The 20,120-nt window shown below is 52.5% G+C and carries 21 protein-coding genes; 5 read left to right on the top strand and 16 right to left on the bottom strand.

The features are described 5' to 3' along the window. Window positions 1-17: 17 nt before the first annotated feature. Both L462_RS16330 and L462_RS16335 read right to left on the bottom strand, forming a co-directional pair. Window positions 18-575, bottom strand: a complete 558-nt coding sequence (locus L462_RS16330) for an NAD(P)H-dependent oxidoreductase (protein ID WP_025204180.1) — start codon at window positions 573-575, stop codon at window positions 18-20. Between the two features lie 94 nt (window positions 576-669). Beyond that, a complete protein-coding gene (locus L462_RS16335; protein ID WP_032678161.1) occupies window positions 670-972 on the bottom strand; it encodes a hypothetical protein in 303 nt (100 codons plus the stop codon). A gap of 139 nt (window positions 973-1,111) precedes the next feature. Between L462_RS16335 and L462_RS16340 the strand changes: the two genes are divergently transcribed. Continuing rightward, entirely contained in the window at window positions 1,112-2,011 is a 900-nt protein-coding gene (locus L462_RS16340) for a LysR family transcriptional regulator (RefSeq protein WP_032678160.1), read from the top strand. A 49-nt stretch (window positions 2,012-2,060) separates the two neighbouring features. Here the strand turns inward: L462_RS16340 and L462_RS16345 are convergent, their stop codons facing one another. The 3 genes from L462_RS16345 to L462_RS16355 form a co-directional block, all read right to left on the bottom strand. Continuing rightward, entirely contained in the window at window positions 2,061-2,645 is a 585-nt protein-coding gene (locus L462_RS16345; protein ID WP_032678159.1) for a hypothetical protein, read from the bottom strand. A gap of 15 nt (window positions 2,646-2,660) precedes the next feature. Continuing rightward, window positions 2,661-3,626, bottom strand: coding sequence for a hypothetical protein (locus tag L462_RS16350; RefSeq protein ID WP_032678158.1), 966 nt, complete (start codon window positions 3,624-3,626; stop codon window positions 2,661-2,663). 344 nt (window positions 3,627-3,970) lie between these two features. Continuing rightward, window positions 3,971-5,590 (bottom strand): mechanosensitive ion channel family protein, encoded by a 1,620-nt coding sequence (locus L462_RS16355; protein WP_032678157.1) that lies wholly within the window; start codon window positions 5,588-5,590, stop codon window positions 3,971-3,973. Window positions 5,591-5,816: 226 nt separating this feature from the next. Between L462_RS16355 and L462_RS16360 the strand changes: the two genes are divergently transcribed. Then, on the top strand, window positions 5,817-6,179 hold the full coding sequence (locus tag L462_RS16360) for a TIR domain-containing protein (protein WP_032678156.1): 363 nt from the start codon (window positions 5,817-5,819) through the stop codon (window positions 6,177-6,179). Window positions 6,180-6,239: 60 nt separating this feature from the next. Here L462_RS16360 and L462_RS16365 read toward each other — a convergent pair whose 3' ends face one another. Continuing rightward, on the bottom strand, window positions 6,240-7,013 hold the full coding sequence (locus L462_RS16365; RefSeq protein WP_020884137.1) for a DeoR/GlpR family DNA-binding transcription regulator: 774 nt from the start codon (window positions 7,011-7,013) through the stop codon (window positions 6,240-6,242). 86 nt (window positions 7,014-7,099) lie between these two features. Here L462_RS16365 and L462_RS16370 point away from each other — a divergent pair, with 86 nt between their 5' ends. Then, a complete protein-coding gene (locus L462_RS16370; RefSeq protein WP_032678155.1) occupies window positions 7,100-7,684 on the top strand; it encodes an NUDIX hydrolase in 585 nt (194 codons plus the stop codon). 82 nt (window positions 7,685-7,766) lie between these two features. Beyond that, a complete protein-coding gene (gene tam, locus L462_RS16375; protein ID WP_032678154.1) occupies window positions 7,767-8,525 on the top strand; it encodes a trans-aconitate 2-methyltransferase in 759 nt (252 codons plus the stop codon). A 6-nt stretch (window positions 8,526-8,531) separates the two neighbouring features. Here tam and L462_RS16380 read toward each other — a convergent pair whose 3' ends face one another. The 5 genes from L462_RS16380 to L462_RS16400 form a co-directional block, all read right to left on the bottom strand. Continuing rightward, the gene (locus L462_RS16380) at window positions 8,532-9,722 is read right to left on the bottom strand and encodes a cytochrome c biogenesis protein/redoxin (protein ID WP_032678153.1); all 1,191 of its coding nucleotides are present in this window, start codon (window positions 9,720-9,722) and stop codon (window positions 8,532-8,534) included. 137 nt (window positions 9,723-9,859) lie between these two features. Beyond that, entirely contained in the window at window positions 9,860-11,158 is a 1,299-nt protein-coding gene (locus L462_RS16385) for an ATP-binding protein (protein WP_032678152.1), read from the bottom strand. Next, a complete protein-coding gene (locus L462_RS16390; protein ID WP_032678151.1) occupies window positions 11,155-11,895 on the bottom strand; it encodes a response regulator in 741 nt (246 codons plus the stop codon). The genes L462_RS16385 and L462_RS16390 overlap by 4 nt, the downstream gene beginning before the upstream one ends. 44 nt (window positions 11,896-11,939) lie before the next feature. Further along, a complete protein-coding gene (locus L462_RS16395; protein WP_032678150.1) occupies window positions 11,940-12,935 on the bottom strand; it encodes an alpha/beta fold hydrolase in 996 nt (331 codons plus the stop codon). Between the two features lie 145 nt (window positions 12,936-13,080). Next, window positions 13,081-13,521, bottom strand: coding sequence for a GNAT family N-acetyltransferase (locus tag L462_RS16400; protein ID WP_014170062.1), 441 nt, complete (start codon window positions 13,519-13,521; stop codon window positions 13,081-13,083). 143 nt (window positions 13,522-13,664) lie between these two features. Here L462_RS16400 and L462_RS16405 point away from each other — a divergent pair, with 143 nt between their 5' ends. After that, complete coding sequence (locus L462_RS16405) at window positions 13,665-14,213, top strand: GNAT family N-acetyltransferase (RefSeq protein ID WP_032678149.1); 549 nt, start codon at window positions 13,665-13,667, stop codon at window positions 14,211-14,213. Here the strand turns inward: L462_RS16405 and L462_RS16410 are convergent. From L462_RS16410 to L462_RS16430, 5 genes are all read right to left on the bottom strand, one after another. Further along, complete coding sequence (locus tag L462_RS16410; protein WP_014170060.1) at window positions 14,201-15,115, bottom strand: bestrophin family protein; 915 nt, start codon at window positions 15,113-15,115, stop codon at window positions 14,201-14,203. The genes L462_RS16405 and L462_RS16410 overlap by 13 nt on opposite strands. A 202-nt stretch (window positions 15,116-15,317) precedes the next feature. Further along, complete coding sequence (locus tag L462_RS16415; protein ID WP_032678148.1) at window positions 15,318-16,769, bottom strand: tagaturonate reductase; 1,452 nt, start codon at window positions 16,767-16,769, stop codon at window positions 15,318-15,320. A gap of 117 nt (window positions 16,770-16,886) precedes the next feature. Beyond that, window positions 16,887-17,414: a GNAT family N-acetyltransferase gene (locus L462_RS16420; RefSeq protein ID WP_032678147.1), complete on the bottom strand. Its 528-nt coding sequence runs from the start codon at window positions 17,412-17,414 to the stop codon at window positions 16,887-16,889. Between the two features lie 82 nt (window positions 17,415-17,496). After that, window positions 17,497-18,462 (bottom strand): sensor domain-containing diguanylate cyclase, encoded by a 966-nt coding sequence (locus L462_RS16425; RefSeq protein ID WP_014170057.1) that lies wholly within the window; start codon window positions 18,460-18,462, stop codon window positions 17,497-17,499. 109 nt (window positions 18,463-18,571) lie between these two features. Next, window positions 18,572-20,017 (bottom strand): sensor domain-containing diguanylate cyclase, encoded by a 1,446-nt coding sequence (locus L462_RS16430; RefSeq protein WP_020884148.1) that lies wholly within the window; start codon window positions 20,015-20,017, stop codon window positions 18,572-18,574. Window positions 20,018-20,120 lie beyond the last annotated feature (103 nt).

The raw sequence follows: 20,120 nt of genomic DNA, 5'->3' as shown, positions 1-20,120 counted from the left end.
GTTATTCTCCTTCCGAATTATTCACCAATAGCGTTAAGCAGGTCGACAAGCCTTGACGCGTGCTCCCGGGCAAGCGTTTTTTGCTGGGCGATTTTCTCGGCATCCCTGTCGGCGTAGCTGATACCGCAGGTATAAACCGGTGCCAGCATCTCAAGATTGCACAGCCTTGCCGTCGTCTCGAACGCAATGAGATACTCCTCAATGGTGTGGCCAAAGAAACCGTCAGCGGTGTAAAGCGCTTGCGGTGCCCCCGTTGTGAAGGAGAGAACCAGCTTTTTACCACCCAGTTTCGCCGTTGAACCATGCGCGAAACCGTGAACAAAAACTTCATCCAGCCACTGTTTCATGAGTCCCGGGAGTCCGTACCAGGAAAAAGGGAACTGCCAGACAATCACATCGGCCCTGAGCAGGCTTTCCTGCTCCGCACCGATATTGAATTTGCCGTCCGGATAGAGCCAGTCCAGACGACGAATTTCAGCGTCGGGCAGGGCTGTCGCCACCTCGTCAAGGATGATGGCGTTGGCGACAGAATGGTTAAGCTCTGGATGTCCGGAAACGATAAGGATATTTTTCATTTCAATCAGTTATGCAGAATTGATGGATGTTTAACTCAGGCATGTTTTCAGATGCAGCGTCTTAAAAAGACGGGACGTCAGTCACGCCGTGTTTTTAGTTTTTAAATTCTTCTGAGAAGAGATTTTCCCAGTTAATAAAGGAGCCAAGAGGAATACACTCGAAGCTTAATAAGCCTGCTTTCGCCAGAGGGAATTCGGCCATTACGTTCATCGCTTCATCGACAGCGTCACATTCAAGGAAAATAGCGACGCCGGGTCTGTCCTGACGAAAGTAGATGTCGCGGATGACGCCGGATTTATACAGTCCCCAGGCGTGCAGCGCTTCAGCAGTAAGGTGCGGTGCATATTTTTCCGGCGATGCACCCGCGGCGGGAATATCCAGACATAAAATTCGCATCAGTCGCTCCAGTAATCAGTTTTCAGTGAGAAGAGCAGAAAGTATAAGAGCCTCAATGTATGAAGGTAAGGCGAGCATTGACTTAAGCATCTTTAGCCTGTACTTAATAATCAGGCAGTAATTGCTTAAGGAAAATGCTATGAATAACGCTCTTTATAATCAGATCCGCATCTTTCAGAGCATTGCGCGTGAAGGAAATATCTCGGCAGCCGCGAGGAAACTTGAAATTACGCCGCCATCCGTCAGCAATGCGCTTAAGTTGCTGGAAGAGCATATTGGTCATCCGCTTTTTGTGCGCACGACCCGGCGTATTGAGCTGACCGAAACCGGGCAACAGTTGCTGGAACAAACGGCCGCCGCGGTGGATTCGCTGGAAAAATCGCTGGAAAGCCTTCGCGATCGGAGTCAGGAACCCTCTGGTGTGGTAAGAATTACGCTCTCGCGTTTCGCCTATCTGTTAATTCTCAAGCCTGCAATGGCTGCGTTCTGTCAGCAATACCCAAGGATTCAACTGGAAATTTCGGTCTTCGACGGTACCGTGAATATTATCGAGGAGCGTTTTGATCTGGGGATTCGTTTTGGCGATATTCTGGAGGGTGGGGTGGTAGCACGACCGTTAATGAAACCGTTTCGTGAAGGGTTATACGCATCCTCTGCCTATCTCGCTGAACAGGGTATGCCTGAGGTGCCGGCAGATCTCAGTCATCACCGATTGATTGGTTACCGTTTTATCACTAACAACCGCATCCTTCCGTTGATCCTGAACGATCGCGGAGAACAGTTAACCGTTGAGATGCCCGGACAGTTAATCAGCAACGATATTGACGTTATGGCAGACGGAATTCGTAACGGGCTGGGAATTGGGCGCTTGTTCGAACCCATCTGGCGGTTACAGCCAGATCGGGAACAATTTATACCTGTGATGGAGAGCTTCTGGAAAACCTATCCGCCAGTGTATCTCTATTACCCGAAAAACGCGGGGAAAACGAAAAGGGTGAAAGCCCTGATTGATTTTTTGATCTCCGCGACCGAGCGATAAGGTTGCGCAGGCACAGGGCGAAGTCCCGCCAGTAGTGGCGGGAATGTGTTTAACGCTGCATGTTATTGCATGTCTGGCGGATTTGCTGGCGCCAGGCGCGATTATGAAGGGTAAATAGCAGCATCTTATAGAAGGAAGGAGATCGTATACAGAAACCGCTGAGCAGCAACATGGCAACACTTACCAGTGCGGCTGTTAAATTGACGCCTGGCCAGATGGTGCCGCTCAGAGCCGCAAGCAGATAAACGACCGTCAGCAGAAGGCTTATGAATGCCAGAGAAAGATGTACCCGCACGGCGCGAATGCTGCCTTTACCCATCATAAACATCGTCAGACCGTTGATGCCGGCGAACAGAAGGGCAATCAACACTACCCACACAAATACCTTTTCTGCCGGCTGATTGAGTGCGGCGAATACGCCGTAGCCCAACCATAGCTGCGGAATAGCAAAACTGACAATCACCCCGAGGGTGCTGATTGCCGCAGGGATACCCATAGTATGTAGCCCCACGGGCTTACCCATCTGCTGGGCCAACTGCGTTTTCAGTTCTTGCAGCTGCGAATCGTTGGCATTGTTTATACGTACCGCTATGTCGTTACAGTGTTGTAGACGACGGGATAGCTCTTTAAGCATTTGAATACTCTACGCTTAATTTGGGGAAAATGACTGTAATAGTCCTACCACATAGCGCCCAGACTTGACTGTGTTCTGTGGATTTCGAATGGTGCCCGTAAGTGAACTACCAACAAATGCCGAGGCATTGGTTACCGCATTAACCAACTCACGCTGCAGTGATTTTTGCAATGATTCGCTGGGGAATCGTTTCGGATAAACACCTGCACGAATTGCAGCCTTAACTCCGGAACTGGAGATGCCAGGATTCTGAGCTTTGATGATTTCTTCTGTAATTCGTTTTCTCTCAGCACGACTAAGGCTCTGGAACCAAGTTATAACTTTACTTGAGGAAGCCGCTTTCATCAGCTTGTAAGTTTCTAATGTACCTTTCAGTGCCGTTCCAGCAGCAGCCAGCGAAATAACATCCAAGACTGTAGAAGTGGCAATATACCAGTCCTGGCTGTCCAGCCAGGCAACATCGGATCCGTGATCGTTATTAATAGCCAGCAGTCTGCCAGCTCCAATCATGCACTGCGCACCGGTCGCGAGTGCACCTGATAGACTAATTGCAGCTATTACCCCGGATCCTCCCGCAGTCATTGGTACTGCCGCACCGGCACCAAACGCCATGACCAACGTTACGATCATCGCACCACAGGCAAAACCAGTTGAGGTAATTTCAGTGGCCAGTGACGGCGCAGTGAGAGCAGCAACAACGGCTTTTTCAGCACTGTGTTGCTTGATTTCCGGCACTTTACTTATCACCACATGGCTCACGGTGCTCTGATTAGCATCCGCGATACGGCGGGAAGGGCGTACAAGCCAGCGTTGTCTACCATCGTCAAAAATAATACCGACGTTGTAAAAATTTCGCATGCAGTCCAGCTGTTCAGCCAGTTTTTTAAAATCGATATCTGCACCTGTCTGATTACCGAGACTGCGAGAAAGGTCGTAACCAGGTAAAGTGTTGTCAGGTGAAGGTTGACCAGGGAGGTTCATCAGAGAACTCCTTCGTTCCATGAGGGCAAATGACGCTTTTGTGGACTGCCTGAATATTCAAACGGCAAGCAGAGTAATTTTATGATTTCGATGATAGCAGTGTTAAAACTTTGATCCAATATCTGGGGGCCAGCCAGAATAGGTAGGAATTAGAAAAGGGTAGGATTGCCTAATTAGCATTACTCAGGAATGGATCATAATATTCAATTTAACATAATATACATTATGCGCACTTACATAGATTAAGGCAGAATCTGGCTTTTTATGGTCGTCCTTGTTCTGGTGTTTGATAGCCTCTAATGCACCTTATCTGCTCCGAATCCTCTAAACCTGCATAGCCATCTTCACTCACGCTGTTTATTCTCTGGCTTCTCTGCCGGCGCTGCATACCAGTTATCTTCCGTCACGACGACCGCGCCTTCTGGTTGCATCACAAAGTTTGGCGACATGATTTGTACATTAAACTCGTTGAAGACATCCTGAATATTGCTGTGCAGTTCATTGCGGGCCTCCGCCAGTGATTGCCCGGCACGCAGCTTCACCTGAAGTTCATAAGCAATATACCAGTCCATCAAACTCAATTGTCTTACCAGCGGCTGTTGTGACTGATCGATACATTTCGCCCGTCTGGCGGCAATCTCCAGCATGGCATGAACTTGCCGCCATGGCGTGTCGTATCCGATAGTGACACCTGTCGTCAGGTTCACGCCACCATCTGGATTTTGCGCGCTGAGATTAGTGATTTTGCCGCTAACTACGACAGCATTCGGTACGGTTACAACGTAATTCTCCCGCGTAATGATTTTCGTCGCGAGCATACCTATCTCGGTAACTAACCCTTCGTTATCCGCGACCCGAATGATGTCGCCTTTTCTCAAGGCTCTCGAGTAAATCAGTACCAGGCCACTCATGGCATGGTTCATCACCCCGGCAGATCCCAGGGTCAACATCAGCCCAAAGAATACACTGATACCTTTAAAGGCCAGTGAATTGGCCCCGGGTAAAAACGGGTATGCCGCGGACAGAGCAAATAACCACACCACTACAGAAATTAACTTCCGCGTCGCGCCGACGGTTTCAGGATGGATCCCGGGAAGGTGTAAACGCCCTGCTTCTACCTGATTTAACAAGACTTTAAGGAGTTTTAGAATGAAGGCTGTGATAAGAAAAATAATCAGGACGATCAAAATGCCCGGCATAGCCGAGACAATGGACAGTGCGATATCCCGCAGAACACGCATGGTCCAGTCACCCAGCGATGCCCCCCAAACGCGCGTCCAGGGAAACAGACTGAATGACCAACTTAGCCAGATATAAAGCCCGAGAATACCCAGAATAATCATCAGCAAAGCATACAAACGAGTCTCAATCGCGCCGACAAACCTGCGCCAGCTTTGTGGAATGATACTGCGGTTCTCAAGAATGCGGCCTCGGTAAAAACGCCTTACTCCACGCCATGACCGCCAGGCACCGTACCAGAAAACAAACAGTGCCAGCAGCCCTGCGGCCGTTTTGCCTGCCGATAATGCCAGCCACCCGGCGTCATATTGATCGCGAAGTGCCGTACGTTGTGCCTCCATTCGAGTCAGCACACGTTGAGCAGCTTCATCAAGCGTCAGGTCGTCACCCTCATCGAGATCGGCTTGTGCCAGTAACATCACCGGCTTGCCGTTCATCACAATCAGTCTTCCCGGTTGGTTGTAACGGGTAACCGGAATAATTTTCAGGGGCTCCAGAACATCCTGTTGAGAGAAATTGCGCAGCGTATTACGAATGCGCAAAACTCGCTCTTCAGGCGTGGTCAGACCGAATTTTGCCTGCAGCATTACAATCGGCTGATGGAAAATATAAACCGTTCTGGCGCGCTCCCGATCTGTCGGCTCCTGGCGCGGCTCTGCGGCTACGCTGAGAAAGGAGATTACCGAGAGCAAGCATGACACTGTAACGAGCAGGATCCTCTTCATTTCCACCCCCTGAAACGCAAGATTATTGTTATTTTTCAATACGCCCAGAGAATGGCTGATCTCTGCTTTTTGAGCATAGACCAGCTCTACTCTTCTGCAACTGTCTTAAAAAACTCACAATGCACAATGTTACTTGAAATTGCACGAAATTGCCGATTAATATGAAGCCAGAAACAAAAGACGCACAAACGTGCAAACTCATGCATTTTTACTTACTGAGGTTGATATGACACAACAGTTGATTTTAATCGCCGGCCCCTATCGTAGCGGCACCGATGGCGTGCAGGCGCGCATTGATGAAAACCTTGCTCGTCTTGAAAATGCGGCGTTAGCCGTCTATCAATGTGGCCATGTTCCGGTTATTGGCGAATGGCTGGCCTTACCGTTGGCAAAAGCGGCTGGCTCGAAATCGATGGGTGATGAAATCAGTGAAGCAATGCTGTATCCCGTCGCGCACCGACTCATTGCGAAATGTGATGCTATCTACCGGATTGCCGGCGCGTCCAAAGGGGCCGATATGGACATAGAGGTGGCGCAAACGCTGGGGCTTAAGATTTACACTGCGCTTGAGGATATCCCTCAGGTTTGATGTGACCTGCCGGCCTGTCGACTTACTGACAGGCCGGATCATAAAAGCTTTTCGCGTGGGTTATGCCTTTTCCGGTTCAGAGGTCATCACCACGGAAACCCCCTTTTCTTTTACCGCGTTAATCCAGGCGCTATCGGTATCGTCTTCAACGACAATCGTGTTCACCAGCGACAGATCGCCAATCACAAAAGATGACGCGGTATTGATTTTTTCGGGGGAAGCCAGCACAACCGTTTCGGCGGCTCTGCCGGAAAATGCACGTTTGATACTCGCCTCTTCAAAATCACCGGTCGTCAGGCCCGCATCAGGATGGATGCCAGTCACTCCCATAAAGAACAGGTCCGCATGGATTTTTTCGATGCCTTCGATAGCAGCCGCGCCAACCGCAACAATAGAGTGTTTATACAGACGGCCACCGATCAGGATAACCTCAATGGAGGGATGTTCGACAAGTCCCAGCGCAATGCCTGGGCTATGCGTGACCACGGTTATCTTCAAATCAGGAGGCAGAAACGTAATCAGCTCTGACGTGGTCGTGCCGCCGTCAATGATCACCACCTGGCCGTCAGAAATCAGCTGCGCACCTTTACGGGCGACATTTTTCTTGGCATCCATCTTTACCGATTTACGCTCAGCAAACGGGGCAATGGCCGAGGATGACGGCAGCGCCCCGCCGTGAACACGCTGTAAACGCCCTTCTGCCGCCAGCTCGCGTAAATCACGCCGAATGGTATCTTCAGACACCGCGAAAAGCGTGCTGAGCGCTTTCGACTGGACCTGACCTTCAGCCTCGAGCTTTTCAAGGATCAATTGTTTTCGCTGCGTTGTGAGCATAAGGAATTCCTGATATTGCACGTTTAATCTTGAAACTGCACGACAATGCTGTTTATGATAATTACTCTACGTAAGGAGGAACAAACGTGCAATCAAAACGTGCAGATGTACGCATCATAGAAAGTGAAACACTGTCTGATAACTGGTACATCCTGAAAAAATATACCTTTGATCTGCAGCGACGCGATGGTGAATGGCAGCGGCAAAATCGCGAAGTGTACGACCGGGGAAACGGAGCCACCATCCTGCTTTATAACCGGGATAAAAAGACGGTGATCCTGACCCGCCAGTTCCGCTTCCCTGTCTTTATTAACGGGCATAAAGATGACCTTATTGAAGCTGCTGCGGGCTTGCTCGATAACATGGATCCGGAAAGCCGGATTAAAGCAGAAGCGGAAGAAGAGACCGGCTATAGCGTTTCCAGCGTTGAGAAAATTTTTGAAGCTTACATGAGCCCGGGCTCCGTCACTGAAAAACTCTATTTTTATCTCGCCGAATACCAGCCGAAAGACAGAACCAGTGAAGGCGGTGGACTCAAAGCGGAGGGTGAGGATATCGACGTACTGGAAATGACGCTGGAAGAGGCACTGCGCGGCATTGAAACGGGCAGGATTGTCGACGGGAAAACCATCATGCTGCTTTATCATGTTGCCCTGAAAGGCATTCTGTAATTGCCGCAGGACAGACACCTGCCGCAGTGCAGGTGTCTGCGTGTGCTATTCTTGCTGAAGCATGCACAACGGAGATGCAAAGATGGCTGACTGGAACCCTTCCCTGTACCTGCGATACGGAGCCGAACGTACGCGGCCCGCCGCTGAATTGCTCGACAGAATTCCCCTGGATGACGTGTCATCCATCGTCGATCTGGGCTGCGGGCCTGGAAACAGTACGGCGCTGTTAAAACATCGCTGGGCTTCAGCGCACATCACAGGGGTCGATAACTCACCTGCGATGCTCGACGAAGCCCGCAGCGCCTTACCGGATTGCCACTTTGTTGAGGCCGATATCCGCCAGTTTAAGCCCGGCCAGCCGCTGAGCCTGATTTACGCCAATGCCTCGTTGCAGTGGGTGCCCGACCACTACGATCTTCTGCCGCACCTGGTCTCTCTGCTCACGTTAAATGGCGTACTGGCCATTCAGATGCCTGACAACTGGCTTGAGCCCACTCATGTGGCGATGCGTGAAGTTGCCTGGGAACAAGGCTATCCCGATCGGGGTCGTGAAGCCTTGCCCGGCGTGCATGCCTATTACGACATTTTGACAGACGCCGGTTGTGATGTGGATATCTGGCGGACAACCTATTTCCATAAAATGAGCTCACACCAGGCCATCATTGACTGGGTAAGCGCGACCGGTTTACGTCCGTGGCTGCAGGAGCTTAATGAGAGCGAGCAGAAACGTTTTCTCAAGCGCTACCATGAAATGCTGGAAGAGCAGTATCCGCTCCAGGAAAACGGGCAGATACTGCTGGCTTTTCCACGATTGTTTATCATTGCTCAACGTCAGCCCTGAGCAACGTTATGAGCGGGCCTCTTTAAGCAGTTGCTGGATAACTTTTTCCTGTTCTTCATAGTTACCTTCGCCAAAAGAGGTATAACGTAACTGCCCTTTGGCATCGAAATAGTAATGTGCCGGCCAGTACTGGTTCCCGAAGGCGTTCCAGATCTGGTAGTTATTATCCGTCACGACCCGATACGGCAGTTGCCATTTGTTCACCGCGTTTTTCACCGACGAGAGCGGTTTTTCCCACGGATATTCAGGCGTATGCACGCCAATGACCACCAGACCCTGGGACTGATATCGCGTGGCCCAGTCGCGGACATGCGGGAGCGTATGCTGGCAGTTGATACAGTCCCAGGTCCAGAAATCAATCAGGACGACTTTACCCCGCAATGATTCAGACGTGACAGGGTCACCATTAATCCACCCGGTTCCGCCACTTAACGAAGGCAACTGACTGCTGGGTTCGGTCATGACGACCGGCTGCAGTTTTACTGGCGCAGTGGCGGGCTTCGCCAGGGTCAATAGCGTGGTTTCAAGACGGTCTGCCACCCCATTTGCACCTTTCAGCACCGAGTTCATCCCCGTGGCGTTGAACGCCACAGCCGCTAACATCACCACGCCCGCCCCCTTGCGCAACCTTTCCATCAGCGCTGATTTGGCCCGCAGCGGTGTCATCAGTTTCCGACCGCCGGCCATAAGCAGGCCCAACATAAGCGCACATCCGCTGCCATACGCCGCCAACAGCGCGCCGGTGGTGATGGCCGAATGACCCGCAATATTGATACTGAAAATAGCCCCAAGGATCGGTCCGGCACAGGGAGACCAGAGCAGACCGACGGCCAGTCCGGCCAGGAAAGCGGAAAACATTCCGCGCGTTTGTCCGCTGCGGGTATTGAGGATATTGCCCGCGCTGACCGCAGGCCCGGCTATACGCTGGGCGAAGGACGGGAAAATTAAGGCCAGCGCGGCTGTAGCCAGAATAATGAGTGCCAGCCAGCGCCCTATTATCGTGGCATCCGTGATCCATTCACTGGCAACCGTGACAACCATCGCCACCACGGTAAACATCACGATCATCCCTGCCAGCAGAGCCAGGATATGTCTTCGCTGCCCCTGAAAACCGGCAAACAGAAGAGGTATCACCGGGAGCGTACATGGACTGAGCAGGCTTATCATCCCGCCCAGAAACGCGATTATCAAAAACATAAAAACCTCACATTACAGATGGCCTGCGACGCTGCAGTGAGGGTATTTCATCGTACGGATGTGTTTGGGATGTGTGCAAAACGGGACGATTTGTCTGCTCTCGTATCGGTCACGCAACCGGATACAAAACCGTACAATCAGCGACGCGGCAGCGTTACCGTGACCTTCAGCCCGCCTTCAGGAAGGTTTGCCAGCCGCAGTTTCCCGTCAAGCTGCGCGGTCAGCTGCGCGGCAATCGCCAGCCCCAGGCCGGTTCCGCCGGTATCACGGTTACGCGATGTTTCTACCCGATAAAAAGGCTGTAATACCGCGTCGAGTTCAGCCTCAGGTATCCCCGGCCCGCCGTCCAGAATATGGATAGCAATGTGTCCGGCAGAAGAATCATCAATCTCAATAACGGCATAGCCACCAAACTTAAGCGCGTTATCCAGGAGGTTGGTCATCACTCGGCGAAGTGCCTGCGGCCGAGTCACTATCGGCAGGCGGGCGTCGTTTGCCTGAAACTGCACGTTTTTACCAATGTCCTGATAATCACAGGCAATGCTGTTTACCCAGGCATGGAGCTCCAGCTTTAGCGAGGTCTCCTCCAGGGATTCTGATGACCGGGCATAGGCAATACCCTCCCGCACCAGGCGGGTCATGTTATCGAGGTCGTTCAATAACTTGTCGCGTAACTCGGGTTGATCGGCCATCTCGACGCGCAATTTCATGCGCGTGATGGGCGTCTGCAGGTCGTGAGAAATGGATGCCAGGATCTGCGCGCGTTCGCGAAGATAGGATTGAATGCGCGCCTGCATCGCGTTAAAGGCATGCGCGGCTCTTTGCACTTCTACCGGCCCCTTCTCCGTCATTGGTGTGTTTGCCGCCGGGTCCAGCGCGTCAACTGCACGGGTAAACTGTGAAAAAGGCCGAATCACCTGACGCACGGCGATCCAGGCACAGGCCGCAAGCAGCAGCAGCTGCAATACCAGCACGACAGGTAACCAGCTGGCGACCGGTGGCATGCGTGGTGTCAGATCGATGGTCAACGGTGCCCCATCACGTAAGGTGAGATGCGCCTGAATATGGGAAATAGGACCGGGAACGGCGGTAAACGTGAGCGGGTAGTCAGCCGTAAGGGTCTCTTTTAGCGTTCGAATGGCATCGCGTGAACGCTTATCCTCAGGCGGTGCGCCCGGTTCTCCAGGCCCGAGAATATAGCGATAGTTACCGCGCTCCAGCCGCGGCAGCCAGGCCGCCCGCTCCTGAGCGGGAAGTCGGTCAAGAATGGCCACGCTAGTGGCTACATCGTTTTCCAGATTACCCAGCATTACGGTGCGGGCGCTGTGCATGCGTTCAACCATCACCAGCGTCAGGCTGAGAGTATTGGCCAGTAAGAGTCCAGCCAGCACGATGACCAACAGCCGGGACAGCAACGAGCGTGGCCAAAGCGTCATTCATTGGCCTCTTTTATGATCACCGGCATTGTAAAGACATAACCTTCACTGCGCACGGTCTTGATATAGGCCGGCGTGCGGGCGTCTTCATTCAGACGCTGACGCACCCGGCTCACCAGCAGATCAATCGATCGTTCAAAAAGCTCGGCATCGCGCCCCTGGGTCAGATTTAGCAGTTGATCCCGGGTCAGGACGCGCTGAGGGTGATCGAGGAACACGCGCAGCAGACGATATTCCGCCCCGCTGAGCGCCACCACCATCCCTTCACTGTCGATTAAATGACGGGCCACGGTGTCCAGTTGCCATTCTCCAAACGTGACCAGTCGTCCGGCTTCCGTCACCTGTAAATTGGGGGGCATTGTGCGGAAACGACGTAAAATGGCTTTGATCCGCGCGAGTAACTCGCGTGCAACAAAAGGCTTCACGACATAATCGTCTGCCCCCATCTCCAGCCCCAGAATCCGGTCTGTTTCCTCGTTACGCGCCGTGAGCATCAGAATGGGCAAGTCTTTATGTTTACCGCTTCGGAGCTGACGACACAGCGTTAATCCGTCATCGCCGGGCATCATGACATCCAGCACCACAAGATCGATATGCTGTTTATCAAGCACAACTCGCATCTCTTTGCCATTTGCCGCGCCAGAGGCGCGATATCCGGACTTAACGAGGTAATCGACAATCAGCTCACGAATATCCCTGTCGTCATCGACGACAAGGATATGATCAATATGCTCCACAGAAATCTCCAGACTGAAGGATAACGTATTGAAAATAGCACATTTCAGAGTTTATCTGCGTCCACAACTGCGTTGACGAAATCCTGCGGATCTTCCTGCGGAGGATTGTGACCTACGGTTTTGCCAAAGGTACGGTGTTCATACTTACCGGTGAATTTCCCGGCGTAGGCCTGTGGAGCAGGATGTGGCGCCCCGTTGTTTCCGCCTTCAATGGTGATCGTCGGGACGGTAATATTCGGAAGCGTTGCCAGTTTTTGCTCATAACTGTCGTATTTGCGCTCCCCTTTTTCCAGCCCTAAACGCCAGCGATAGTTACTGAGCGTCACCGCGACATGGTCCGGGTTATCAAGGGATTTGGCACTGGCGTTAAACGTTGCATCGCTAAATTTCCAGTCAGGTGATGCCTGCGACCAGATCAAACGGGCGAAGTCATGGGTGTTTTTGGCGTAGCCTTCAGCACCACGTTCGGTGGCGAAATAGAACTGATACCACCACTGAACTTCTGCTTTCGGCGGTAAGGGTTGTTTGCCAATCTGCTGGCTGCTGATCAGGTATCCACTGACGGAGACCAGCGATTTAACGCGTTCTGGCCACAGCGCCGCGACGATGTCCGCCGTACGGGCCCCCCAGTCGTATCCTGCAAAAACGGCCTGCTTGATGTTCAGGGCATCCATCAGGTTCACAACGTCTTTCGCCATGGCCGAAGGCTGGCCGTTACGCGGCGTTTTATCTGAGAGGAAACGGGTAGTTCCGTAGCCACGCAGAGAAGGCACAATCACCCGATATCCTTTGGCAGCCAGCGCGGGAGCGACTTGCGCATAACTATGAATATCGTAGGGCCAGCCGTGTAATAAAATGATCGGTTGACCATTTTTCGGGCCGATGTCGACATAACCGACGTTAAGGTCGCCGGCGTTAATCTGCTGAGGATGATCAAACGCCGTCGCGAAATCAGTACCGGTTGCTTCGGCCTGACAGGACATGACGGTACCAAGAGAAACGGTTAAAGCCAGAGTTGAGTATGCGAGTTTGCTGAACATGTTGTTATCTCCGATTGAGTACGATTCACGGGGATATAACAACATCGGTTTGTATAGCGGATATGTGCTAATGGGCCTTTATTGCAAGCCTGTGTATGTATCAGAGGCGTTGATACAATGTGATACAAACACAGGTCATTGCGTCTTAAAGCGAGACGCGATAACGAACGTAATCGTCGGCTTCGCCATATTGGTCGTAGAGTTTACGTGCCGGGTTGTTCTGCCGCGTGACCCAGTAAAGTTTTGACCACCCTTCGCGCTTGCCTTCGTCCATCAGGGCGTCAATGAGCGCTTTTCCAGTCCCTGCTCCCCGTTGGCTGGCAGCAACAAACAGATCTTCCAGATAACAAACGGGCGCTGTCGACCAGGTTCCTTCGTGCAAAATACACATGGCGAAGCCGATGACGTTGCCGTCGCTTTCCGCAACCCGGCAAAACATCGAAGATCGCTCGTCGAGCGCCCTTTGCCATGTCGCGGCTGTCACGGACTCATCGAGGACACAGTCATAAAAATGGGTGTAGCCGTCCCACAGCGGACGCCACTGGGAATAATCTTCTGCGCGTAAAGCTCTTACCGTAACAGCCATATATTCCTCATATTACAAATCGAAAGCCTTTTAAAAGCAGTTATTGGTAGTAAAGAATTCCAGCACACCGAAAAAGAATGTGATAGAGATGAAAATATCAGAAGGTGAACAAAAACATAACGCTTAAACAGGGAGAACCACGGATGACAATACCGACGCTAACGACAGACCGCCTGTTACTCATTCCCCTGGTCGCGGAAGATGCCGCCCAGATACAGCGGCTTTATCCACGCTGGGAAATCGTTCGCTATATGGTCTCCTCAGTACCCTGGCCCTACCCGGATAACGGCGCGGAGTATTATGTTAATAACGTTGCGCTGCCGGATATGGAAAAAGGCATTGCCTGGTTCTGGAGTATTCGACGTCGCGAGGCACCGGATGAGCTGATGGGGATTATCTGCCTGTACGATGTCGAAGATAACAACCGTGGGTTCTGGCTGGCGCCGGAGTTTCAGGGTAAGGGATACATGCGTGAGGCCAGTATTGCGGCGACGGATTATTGGTTTAACACCCTGAACAAGCCGGTGTTGCGTGCGCCAAAAGCGGCTGCTAACAGCCGCTCCCGTCGTATTTCAGACAGTAGCGGCATGCGGCTTATCAGGACAGAAAAGAAAGCGTACGTCAGCGGCATACTGGATTCCGAACTGTGGGAAATCACCCGTGACGAATGGAATGCCCGTCAGGTCAGTTGATAATACTTATCCGGTAACAGTCTTTCGGGGATCTCTTCTTCATCGTTCATCTGCAACAGGTCACGTTCCATCATGTTGCAGATGGCGTCTAGCGGCAGGTCGTTATCTTCGGTACCAAACGGGTCTTCCAGCTCTTCCGCCAGCGTATCCAGCGAGATAAAGGTGTAAGAAATCAGCGCCGACACAAAAGGTGTCATGTAGTGCAGATCGACGACCAGCGCGAACGGCAGCATGATGCAGAACAGATACACCGTACGATGAAGGATCAGCGTGTAAGCAAACGGTACGGGTGTCGTCAAAATACGCTCGCAACCCGACAGGACGATGGACATGTCGTTCAGCCGGTTGTTGAGACTGTGGAACAGGATATCTGAGAGCTCGCCATTGCGGCGCCTGACGGCAAGCCACTCCCCCATGATCAGTAAAATACGGTTCGCCGGCGAGTTGGCGTTCATCACCTTGCGTAAATCATCTTCCGGAAGATAACGGGAAAGTTGTTCGGCGTTCGTTTCCCGGCGCAGGGTCATGCGCAAACAGTTGGCAAAGGCAATCTGCAGTCGGACAAACTCGCCGAGATGTTTATCGTCCGGCAAGGTGTTTTTTACCTCGCGAAACAGAGAGCGTGCCGCTATCATCAGTTGCCCCCAAAGCTGGCGCGCCTCAACGTAGCGGGAATAGCAGGCGTTGTTTCGGAAACCGAGAAAGATAGCGATCGCCACACCGAGAATGCTAAATGGCGCAACGGTAAATTTGATGCCAAGGGACGTGTACCACGGCAGCATCAGGATCACGGCGATAGAAAGCAGAAAGTTGAGTAGCAAGCGGGTATAGATTTTTGGCAGTACCGAGCCATGCCAGACAAAGATGAGTTGTAACCAGTGCTGTTTAGGACGAACAATCATAGTGAGTTTCAGGAAAGAAAAAGAGCGTGGCTATTAAACGTGATCCCCCTCACGGTTGCAAGCATGTTAATAAAACATTGAATTTTCTGACCTGGCTAGCCTAAACCGCACGGTGCCAGAGGTGTTTTTTAAAAACAGAGCAAATAGTATGTTGTAACTAATAAGATCCCCATTAAAACCCGGCCGAAGCCGGGCAACGGTGTTAGCAGAGCGGTTTAACCGCCGCACGCATTCCTTGAAGCAGAATAGCATCCAGATCCCGCGTAACCTGCTCGACCAGGCCGTTAACCTGCGTAAGATCTTGCTCCCAGTGTTCACTCACGCTCAGAACCGATTTTACCAGTTGGCGGGTACTGATCTGGCGATCGTGATGCTGTGTCCACAGCTGCTGGAAACGCGCCAGCCAGTGCGCGTCGTCCTGTACCGGGTAACTTTCCCCGTTACGCTCCCCGCGATAAAACGCAATCAGTGCCGCTAAAGCAAACGTCAGTCGCGCAGGCAATGACCCGGTTGCTTTCTGCCCTGCCAGCAGCTGCGGCAGAATGCGGGTGCGGAACTTGGTCATCCCGTTGAGGGCAATCGACAGCAGCTGATGCCGGATGTAAGGGTTACGGAAACGGCCCGTTACCGCACTGGCGAACGATTCCAGCTCATCACGCGGCAAATCCAGTACCGGAATAATTTCCTCATAGATAGCTTTTTCGACAAAAGCGCACACGTCAGCATCGTTCATCGCCTCGCCTACCGTGTCCAGCCCGGCCTGGAAGGCTACCGGTACCAGCGCCGTGTGCGCACCGTTCAGAATGGCGACTTTACGCTCTTTGTAGGGACGGATGTCATCCACGATCAATACGTTGAGCGGGAACTTATCAAGACGCAGTTCGCTGGCAAGGGCGTCAGGGCCCTGAATCACAAACAGATAGAAGTGTTCGGCGGTATCCAGGAACCCGTCCTGATAACCCAGTTCAGCCTGCAGGGCGGCCACTTCGTCACGCGGGTAACCCGTTACAATGCGGTCAACCAGGGTCGAGCAGAAACAGTTGGCATCGTTCAACCATTCAGTAAAGGCCGTCGGCAGCGCCCACTCCTGCGCGTAGCGCAGCACCAGTTCCCGCAGCGCATCCCCATTGTAGTCAATCAGTTCACACGGAATGATGACCCAGCCTTTGTCTGGCGCACCGTTAAAATGACTGAAACGCTCGAAGAGCAATCGCGTCAGTTTCGCCGGGTAGCTGACGGCAGGCGCATCTTCAAAGGTGTCGCCCGCGTGATAACCGATCCCGGCTTCCGTGGTATTCGAGAACACAAAGCGCATCTCCGGGTTATGAGCCAGCCTGAGGAACGCATCGTATTCATTATAAACGTTGATTTCGCGGTTAACGGAACGGATAAGACGCGCATCGCTCACCGCGTCGCCCTTCTCGTTCAGGCCGCGAATGATCGTGGTATACAGACCATCCTGCGTATTCAGCGACGGCGGAAAATCACTTTGGATGGGACGAACGACCACCACACCGGCGTTAAGATCGGTATGTTCGTTTAACAGGTCGATTTGCCAGTCGATAAACGCCCGCAGGAAATTGCCTTCACCAAACTGAATGATACGTTCCGGATAGTGTGGACCGGGAAAATCATGACGGTTAAGTGTGTTCACAATGGGTTCCTTTTATAATTAGTCATACAGCTTGATAAGATTGGTACGATAACTTATCAAAACTTTACGACCGGGAACCCTGTTTTGATCAATTCATGATGGAGTTGTGAAAAATAATTATAAGAACTTATAGAACACGGAGGTGGCGGTCATCTCGCCATCCGGCATCAATGCATAGCGCGGGATCTCCCCCACTTTTTGCCAGCCAGCACGCTGGTAGAACGTCTCGGCACCGCTGCCAGTCGACGTATCCAGTACCAGGACCGAAATGCCTCTGGCTCTGGCCTGAACTTCAAGTTCTTCCATCAGGGCCATTGCCGCCCCTTTACGGCGCGCTTTTTCATGGACCAGCAGTTTTGCCACATCCGCGCGATGCGGCTGATTCTCCGGCTGATCGGTGATCAACTGTACCGTGCCGATAACACCGTCCTGCGGATCGATACTGGCCAGCACAAGACGTTCATTGCGTCCCACGCTCTCAGCAATACCGCGCCAGAAAGCACGCGCTTTTTCCGGGCTAAAGGGCAACATAAAACTGACGGATGCGCCGCCGTTAACGCAGTTTTCGAGGATCGCGGACAACGCATCAAGGTGGGTGAGGATCTCTTCCCGGGTGAGGTTTTTGATGTGCAGTGAGGTATTCATTGTTTTTCCTTACGTTGAATACCGTCACTGTGCAATTAACATCTTATTAACGCAAACGGATCGATCATAGGCTTTTGTTATGTCATCTTTCGCGGTGGCGTTGCTGCTTCATGGCATACATCTTTTCATCGGCCTCTTTTAGCCACTGTTGCAGGTCATGGCCATTGTGGTCGAATTCACTGAGTCCCCACGAGAACAGAAGCGACCACGGATGCAGTTTGCGGGCATTATAATTTTCGACCTGCTCGGCCAGATACTGCATCGCAATCCAGGCCCCCTGCTCATCCGTATCGGCGAACAGCACGGCAAACTCATCCCCGCCAAAGCGAACCAGCAGATCCGCCTCACGGAAGGAGGAACGCATCAGTTGCGCCATCACGTTCAGCGCCTTATCGCCTTCCTCGTGGCCGTACCGATCGTTTATCTCCTTAAAGCGATCCAGATCCAGCCAGCCGAGGGTTAACGGCTCTGCACGGCGTCGGGCGACGGACAGGGTAAACCGGACGAGCTGATTAAAGCCCCGACGGTTGAATAAGCCCGTCAGTTCATCGGTAGTCGCCGCACTGACGGCGGCAAATTCATCTTCTGCCAGCGCGCCCAGGTCTCCCAGCACGGCAAGATCGGCCGCCGTAAACTCGCGCGGAGAATAATCAATCAGGCAAAGCGATCCGACGCTCGCGCCGTCGCGCAGACGCAGCGGGAAACCAGCGTAGAAACGAACGCCGGGCTCACCGGCCACCAGCGGATTATCGGCAAAGCGGTCATCCTGACGCATGTCCCCCACCACCAGCGGCGCTTCGCTGAGGATCGTATGGCCACAAAATGAGATATTGCGCGGGACAGAGTCCGGTGCCTGGCCATCCGCTGACTTCACGATCAGCGAATGCTCATCGATAAGATTGACCATCGCCAGCGGCACCTGGAAAAAGCGTTTTGCCAGACGCGTCAGGCGGTCAAAGGCCGGCGAACTGTCGATTTCAAGCAGGCCTGATTCGCGCAGCGAGTTCAGACGTTCCGTTTCATTTTCAGGGGTTGCAGGTGTTTTCATAACGTCTCCTGACGCAAGCTTTACTAAAAGCGTAGCTTAAACAGAGACATTGTCAGTGTACGAATATCCTGTTCAGACGCTATTTGTTAACGTCACTGGCTCATGACGACTAATGCAGTGATGTTTCGCTGCCGGACGTTGCAGTAACCTGCTCATCCGACAGCCGGGCGCTGGTCCGATTTCGCCCCGCTTTCTTTGAACGATAGAGATGATCGTCCGCTTCAGCCATCAGCTTATTAAAGACCTCCGTCAACTGCCATGACTCAGATTTACCGCTGCCCAGGCCAATGCTGACGGTCAGATACAGCGTCTGCTGGCGCCAGGTAAACGGATGATGTGCGACGGTGGTTCGAATGCGTTCAGCCAGTTCAAAACCGTGCTGCGCATCCCCGGAGTTCACGACCACCGCGAACTCTTCTCCGCCCATTCGCGCCACCATACCGTCCTCACCGACAACCTGCTGAACCTGCCGGGCAAAGGCCGCCAGTATGCGATCACCGCACTCGTGACCGTAGTTATCATTGATGCTTTTGAAGTAATCGATATCCAGCAGCATGACGGTTAAAAAACGCGAATGCCGGTGCGCCTCTTCTTGCTTTAACGCTTCATAAAGCCCGGATCGGGAATAGACATGCGTCAGAAAATCATAATCTGCCCGCAGTGACACCTGACGAATCAGTGAATTAATGGCCGCCACGCTGACGGAGACCATCACCGGACAAATAGCCATGGTGGCAATGCCCAGCCGGGCTGAGAACATCATCGGGGTCGAAAGCGGTGTCGCGACGGCAATATTGATAATGGAGTTGGCAACCAGAATGATCTCAACGGCGCCCGTGAGAAACGTCAGTAAACAGGTGACGGGCAGCGGGTAGCGTACCGCACACCAGATAAGCGCCGGCAGCGGGAAACAGAGGCTCCCCGCGCCACCAATCACCACCGACGCGACCACCGAGACTATCAACGCCATAACCGGGAACAGCTGCTCCAGGCGTAGCTGAATATCACGCACGGGCAGGCTAATCGTCAGCATACACGGCACAATCAGCACCCCCGTTGAAAACTGCTCGCTAAACCAGTCGGCAAACAGCGGCCAGAAGGTGTGACTGTCGATACCGACCGACCCCACCGCGCCAAGCAAGGCACACAGCAGCGCAGCAATCAGGCAGTAGTTAAACAGACGCAGCGCATTAAGCGGATCGGGGGTTTTCATCAGCCGTTTATCACGCAGAACCAGTATGGCGACCACGACGATAAAAATCATATTCGACAGGTTAATCACCAGCGAGGCCATTCCCCAGCTGGTGGTGACCGCGTCGTACATCAGCATGGCAACATACGCGACCGCGTAGTTATGCAGACGATTCAGATAAGCATAACGGGCGAATACTCCCGCCATAACGCCATTCAGTGGCCAGAACAGCGACAACGCTTCAACCAGACGCAATTCAGCACCCACAAAATAGAATAAGGTGGTGAGAATAAAGATCCACGACGCATTACGCAGCGGAGTATCGGGTTGAAAAAACCTGAAGGCAGAGAGAGCAGAACGCATTAAATATCATTCCGTATAATAACTTATGGCGATTATGTCGATCGTCAGCAGGATCTGAACTAACTTAACCTGCATCTATAACACAAATACAACAGGATCATAA

Source organism: Enterobacter sp. BIDMC 26 (genome assembly GCF_000534435.1).
Taxonomy (GTDB): domain Bacteria; phylum Pseudomonadota; class Gammaproteobacteria; order Enterobacterales; family Enterobacteriaceae; genus Enterobacter; species Enterobacter ludwigii.
The sequence above is the reverse complement of the archived record's forward strand: the minus strand, read 5'-3'. Positions and strand labels throughout refer to the sequence as shown.

What these genes read in the sequence shown, in the direction of transcription:
- L462_RS16340 (WP_032678160.1), top strand. Translation starts at nt 1,112, where the DNA reads ATGAATAACGCTCTTTATAATCAGATCCGCATCTTTCAGAGCATTGCG.
- tam (WP_032678154.1), top strand. Translation starts at nt 7,767, where the DNA reads ATGGCTGACTGGAACCCTTCCCTGTACCTGCGATACGGAGCCGAACGT.
- L462_RS16425 (WP_014170057.1), bottom strand. Translation starts at nt 18,462, where the DNA reads ATGAAAACACCTGCAACCCCTGAAAATGAAACGGAACGTCTGAACTCG.
- L462_RS16405 (WP_032678149.1), top strand. Translation starts at nt 13,665, where the DNA reads ATGACAATACCGACGCTAACGACAGACCGCCTGTTACTCATTCCCCTG.
- L462_RS16350 (WP_032678158.1), bottom strand. Translation starts at nt 3,626, where the DNA reads ATGAACCTCCCTGGTCAACCTTCACCTGACAACACTTTACCTGGTTAC.
- L462_RS16335 (WP_032678161.1), bottom strand. Translation starts at nt 972, where the DNA reads ATGCGAATTTTATGTCTGGATATTCCCGCCGCGGGTGCATCGCCGGAA.
- L462_RS16345 (WP_032678159.1), bottom strand. Translation starts at nt 2,645, where the DNA reads ATGCTTAAAGAGCTATCCCGTCGTCTACAACACTGTAACGACATAGCG.
- L462_RS16400 (WP_014170062.1), bottom strand. Translation starts at nt 13,521, where the DNA reads ATGGCTGTTACGGTAAGAGCTTTACGCGCAGAAGATTATTCCCAGTGG.
- L462_RS16360 (WP_032678156.1), top strand. Translation starts at nt 5,817, where the DNA reads ATGACACAACAGTTGATTTTAATCGCCGGCCCCTATCGTAGCGGCACC.
- L462_RS16355 (WP_032678157.1), bottom strand. Translation starts at nt 5,590, where the DNA reads ATGAAGAGGATCCTGCTCGTTACAGTGTCATGCTTGCTCTCGGTAATC.
- L462_RS16385 (WP_032678152.1), bottom strand. Translation starts at nt 11,158, where the DNA reads ATGACGCTTTGGCCACGCTCGTTGCTGTCCCGGCTGTTGGTCATCGTG.
- L462_RS16365 (WP_020884137.1), bottom strand. Translation starts at nt 7,013, where the DNA reads ATGCTCACAACGCAGCGAAAACAATTGATCCTTGAAAAGCTCGAGGCT.
- L462_RS16395 (WP_032678150.1), bottom strand. Translation starts at nt 12,935, where the DNA reads ATGTTCAGCAAACTCGCATACTCAACTCTGGCTTTAACCGTTTCTCTT.
- L462_RS16330 (WP_025204180.1), bottom strand. Translation starts at nt 575, where the DNA reads ATGAAAAATATCCTTATCGTTTCCGGACATCCAGAGCTTAACCATTCT.
- L462_RS16380 (WP_032678153.1), bottom strand. Translation starts at nt 9,722, where the DNA reads ATGTTTTTGATAATCGCGTTTCTGGGCGGGATGATAAGCCTGCTCAGT.
- L462_RS16430 (WP_020884148.1), bottom strand. Translation starts at nt 20,017, where the DNA reads ATGCGTTCTGCTCTCTCTGCCTTCAGGTTTTTTCAACCCGATACTCCG.
- L462_RS16410 (WP_014170060.1), bottom strand. Translation starts at nt 15,115, where the DNA reads ATGATTGTTCGTCCTAAACAGCACTGGTTACAACTCATCTTTGTCTGG.
- L462_RS16420 (WP_032678147.1), bottom strand. Translation starts at nt 17,414, where the DNA reads ATGAATACCTCACTGCACATCAAAAACCTCACCCGGGAAGAGATCCTC.